Source organism: uncultured Lamprocystis sp., from assembly GCF_903933125.1.
Taxonomy (GTDB): domain Bacteria; phylum Pseudomonadota; class Gammaproteobacteria; order Chromatiales; family Chromatiaceae; genus Thiodictyon.
The window spans coordinates 1-4,242 of sequence record NZ_CAIZIZ010000337.1 but is presented as its reverse complement, the minus strand read 5'-3'; the positions used below and the strand labels follow the sequence as shown (position 1 = coordinate 4,242).

General features: G+C 70.1%; 4 protein-coding genes and 1 pseudogene. All 5 read left to right on the top strand.

The window, feature by feature from the left end:
* Nucleotides 1-133 precede the first annotated feature (133 nt).
* Nucleotides 134-1,990 (top strand): hypothetical protein, encoded by a 1,857-nt coding sequence (locus QZY03_RS17515; RefSeq protein ID WP_295583308.1) that lies wholly within the window; start codon nt 134-136, stop codon nt 1,988-1,990.
* Entirely contained in the window at nt 1,987-2,463 is a 477-nt protein-coding gene (locus QZY03_RS17510) for a hypothetical protein (RefSeq protein ID WP_295583305.1), read from the top strand. The genes QZY03_RS17515 and QZY03_RS17510 overlap by 4 nt, the downstream gene beginning before the upstream one ends.
* 2 nt (nt 2,464-2,465) lie before the next feature.
* Nucleotides 2,466-3,116, top strand: a complete 651-nt coding sequence (locus QZY03_RS17505; protein ID WP_295583304.1) for a glycosyltransferase — start codon at nt 2,466-2,468, stop codon at nt 3,114-3,116.
* Between the two features lie 25 nt (nt 3,117-3,141).
* Entirely contained in the window at nt 3,142-3,639 is a 498-nt protein-coding gene (locus tag QZY03_RS17500) for a hypothetical protein (protein WP_295583302.1), read from the top strand.
* Between the two features lie 27 nt (nt 3,640-3,666).
* Nucleotides 3,667-4,137, top strand: a pseudogene (locus tag QZY03_RS17495) (formylglycine-generating enzyme family protein); the annotation flags it as partial.
* Between the last annotated feature and the right edge of the window lie 105 nt (nt 4,138-4,242).

Genomic DNA, 4,242 nt, shown 5'->3' with positions numbered 1-4,242 from the left:
TTCTCCGCCCATTTCGTGGTGTCAACAAGGTCTATCTTCAGCAGTATGTCGCCATTCATGAATGGGCTCACAACATCAAAATATGCTGCATAGAATTTCTCCGAATGCTGTGTGGCGTCACACAGTTGGCCCCATGAGCCGCAACATCAACCTGTTTGAGCTGACCGAGCCGGCGACCACGACCACCGTGCGGCAAACCGTGACGTTGCAGGCGCAGGTGGCCGGGAACATCCATCGCGTCGAGATCGGGATTCCTGGACTGCTGATTGAGGCGCGCGGCCGACTGGCGGGGCCGGTGAGCCCCGCAACGGGGTGGTGCGGCATGGATGTCTCGGGCTGGGGCGGTGCGCCTTCGCCGGTGGGCGTCCTCGGTGGACTGGTGGCTCCCAATGTTGACGCCCGTGCGCGGCTGCGCGCGGTACCGCGCCCTCGAAGCGGAGTCGCGCGGATCGGCGCCGTGGGCTGGGGGACGCTGCGCTCCCCGCTGGGCCTGGCTGCCGCCCTGGCGGCGGTACAGAGTGTCGCTCGCGCGTTGCTGCCCTCTCCCCTGGGACGGATCACTGCACGCGGCGAAACCGTGCCGGGGGGCGTCGCGCGGCTGGCTTCGCCGCTGACCGCGCCGGGGGGCTTGGTCTGGCAGCCGGTCACCGGGTGGGCGGTGCGCCCCTCTCCGCTGGGCTCCCTGCGGGCGCGCGCGACGCAACCGCGCGTGGTGGCCTCGGCGGTCACGGTACGCCAAGCCCCGCGGCTGTTTGCCGATCCGCTGCCCCTGCGCGACGGCACCGACGTGCCCGACTACCCCGCGGCCGGGCCGCTGCCCTGGGTCTATGGGCGGGTCACGCTGTCCCCGCTGCCCTGGGATACCGCTGGGCTGCAATGGCTGGTGGCCGATCACCCGATTGTCGATGTCACCGCCGTGCGTGTGGATGGCGCGACCGTCAGCGGCTGGGAGCTTGTACAAACCCTGGACATGACGGGCGCCCCGGTCGCCCTGCTGCGGCTGACCCGCGCCCCGCAAGGCGCGCTGGCGGTCGATGTGCTGGGGCGTCGCGATGCGCGCACTGGCGCCCTGCTGGAGTCGCCCGCCGACCTCGCGGCCGATGTACTGACCCAGTGCGGCCATACCGTCAGCGCAGGCACCTGGGCCGACCTCGCCCGCGCTACCCCTGGAGTGCGCCTGGGCGGGGTGTTCGACACGCCGGTGACCTTGCGGGAGGCGATCACCACGCTCATTGGCGGCGCCGGTGCCCGTTGGTCGGCCGCCCCGCTGCGCGCCTGGTGGCCCACGGGCGGGACCACCGTGGCGACGATCACCCCGGCGTTGGCCGATCGGGTCACCGCCAGCGCCGATACCGGCTCCCTGGCGACCCGCGTGCGGGTGCCCTGGGGCTGGGACTGGGCCGCGTCCGCTCCCCGTGGCACCGTCATCCTGGAGGCCCCGGAGGCGGTGCGCCGCTATGGCCGCATCGAGACCGAGATCGCCGCCCCCTGGCTACGCTCCGCCCGTGATGCCCTCGCGCTGGCGACGGCCGCCCTGCAGGATGCTGCCCGCCCGCAATGGCAGGTCGAAGTCACGCTCGGACCGGGGCCGCGCTGGTCTCCCGGCGACCGCCTACTGCTCGCGCACCCCTGGCTGCCCGCGGGCCTGGCCACCATCACCGCGACCCGCTGGACCGAGGGCGAGCGCACCCTGACCGCCCTGCTGCCGGCCGGTCCGCTGCCGCGCCTGATCACCATCGGCACCCATGCGCGAGCCGAGGCCGATGTGGCTGACCCGTTACGCATCAGCTACCGCGATGGCGCCGCCACCTTCACCATCACCGACGCCGCCGGCCGGGCGCTGGCTGGGGCCGCGGTCACGCTGGACGGCCAACAGACCGCCTTCACCGATCGCCTGGGGCAGGTCCAGTTCCGCACCACGCGCGGCTTGCATACCCTGCGTGTCGTGGCGACCGGCTACGCCACCATGGATCTTGAGGTACAGGTGTGAAACGGCGGATCGTCCAGCGCGCCCCGAACCTGGGGCTGACGCTGCGGCTGCAGCCGGTGGGGGGCGCGGTGACCGCCGACTGCGCGCCGGAGGTCGGGCCGGCCCGGTGGTTTGATTATGCGACCGGGGATTACACCGCCCCGATTGCCTACGGCGGTTGCTCTTTCGGCGACTGGCATGAGCCTACTGGGCAGATTTTTTGGGTTGGCAAAGTCACCGGGGCGTTGTGCGGGGCGGCGGTCAGTTGGGATGTCACCTGGGACAGCCAGGTTGATTACATGGTCCCGGCATGGATTGCCAACGGGGAGACGCTCTCTGTATGCAGCGTGGCCGTACCGAACGGCCCGACCTTCGGCCAATATCGAGCTAATACGGTCCCCGGTATCCTGACTGCAACGCCGACCGTGCATCTGGCCGCTGGCGCGCAACAACTGGCCCCGCTGGTGCTGATCACCGTGTTGTATTGGTACTGACGATGCCCCAACACCCCTGCGACACCCATATTCTGGCGGCCCGCGGCCATGCGCTGTGGCTGCGGCAAGCGCTCGACTCCCTGGTGGGCGAGCCGACCCACGTGCACCTGATCGAGGGCGGGTCGCCCGGCAACATCGGCGCCGGCCGGGCGCGGGCGTTCCGCCTGGGAACCGCCCCGTACGTCGCCTGCCTCGACGACGACGACACCCTCCTGCCCGGCGTCATGGCGCAGTGCATCGCGTACTTGGACAGGCATCCCGCGTGCGTCGGCGCCTACACCGACCGCCGCTGCCTGTTCACGGACGGCACCATCACCGAGCGGCGCACCGGACCGTGGGACCCGCGGCGCCAACTGTGCGACGCCGGCATCGTCACCCACCTGACCGTCATGCGTCGCGCGCTAGTCGAGCAATATCTGGACGAACTCCCGCGTTGGCCGACCCACGACGACTACGTCCTGCACGGCCTCCTAGCCGCCCATGGCCCCTGGCACCACCTGTCTCTGCTGGGGGCCGTCAAGCGCGAGCGCCGCCCTGGTGAATCGCTCCAGCCGACCGACAGCACCCGGCTATCGACCCCCGGACTGTGGCAGCGGGCTGTCGCTCGGGTGGCCCCGGTGTTGTTGGCGATCGATCGGCCGGTTAGCGGGTAACTTACACATGATTTGCGACAAAATAATGGGGGTGCAAAAGTGTCGCAAATCATGTGTCGTTGCGTCGCAAACCAAATGGCGCGCTACAGCCGGCCCGGACCTGGACCCCCGCACCGCGCTCCTGCACACCCTCACCGGCGAGGGCCGCGAGGCCGCGACCCTGAGCGCCCTCATCGAGCGGTTGCGCACGATCGATCCGCTGGCCCCGGCCTGGCTGCGCGCCGGCCTCGATCAAGTGCTTGCCCAACTCGCCGACCCCGCACAGGCGCCGCGCTGGCACAGCCGCCGGACCCGCCTGGGCGACCTGCTCGCCGCCCTGGGGGACGACCGCGCGGGCGTCGGACTGCGGCCGGACGGCCTGCCCGACATCGTCTGGCAGGCCGTTCCCGCCGGGTCGTTCCACTGGCAGGACGGCGCGACTCGCGAGACCGGGGCCTATCGAATCGCCCGCTATCCGGTCACCAATGCCCAGTACCTGGCCTTTACCCAGGTGAAGGAGGCGTATGAGGATGACCGCTGGTAGCAAGAAGGTGTCGAGCATCCCGAGCCCGCCAAACCCCAATGGGACCAACCCAACCGCCCGCGGGTCGAACTCGCCTGGGTCGAGGCCCTGGCCTACTGCCGCTGGCTGACGGTGCGCCTGCGAACCGCGGGGTTGATCGGCCCCGTGGAGGTCATCCGCCTGCCCACCGAGTACGAGTGGGAGAAGGCCGCGCGCGACCCCGACGGCCGCGACTTCCCCTGGGGCGCCGATTACCGCAGCGGCGATGCCAACGTCGACGAGACCTACGACCGTACCGGCCCCCTGTCCCTGCGCGAGACCACCGCGGTCGGCCTGTACCCGCGCAATGGCTCGCCCTATGGGCTCATGGACTGCGCGGGGAACTGCTGGGAGTGGTGCCTGAACAAATACGCCGACCCGGATGATAGCGACACCCAGGGGCGGGATGAGCGGGCGGTGCGCGGCGGCTCGTGGCACAGCTATGAGATTGTGAAAGTATTCATATCGTATACTATTTAGGGCGTGCCACCACGTGCCTGGCGGCGCCAGTCGCCGCGCGGTTTCGTCGAGAGCGACCGACGCGGGCGCGATCGGCTGGCCGTCAAAATCCGTCTCCGAGGCTGC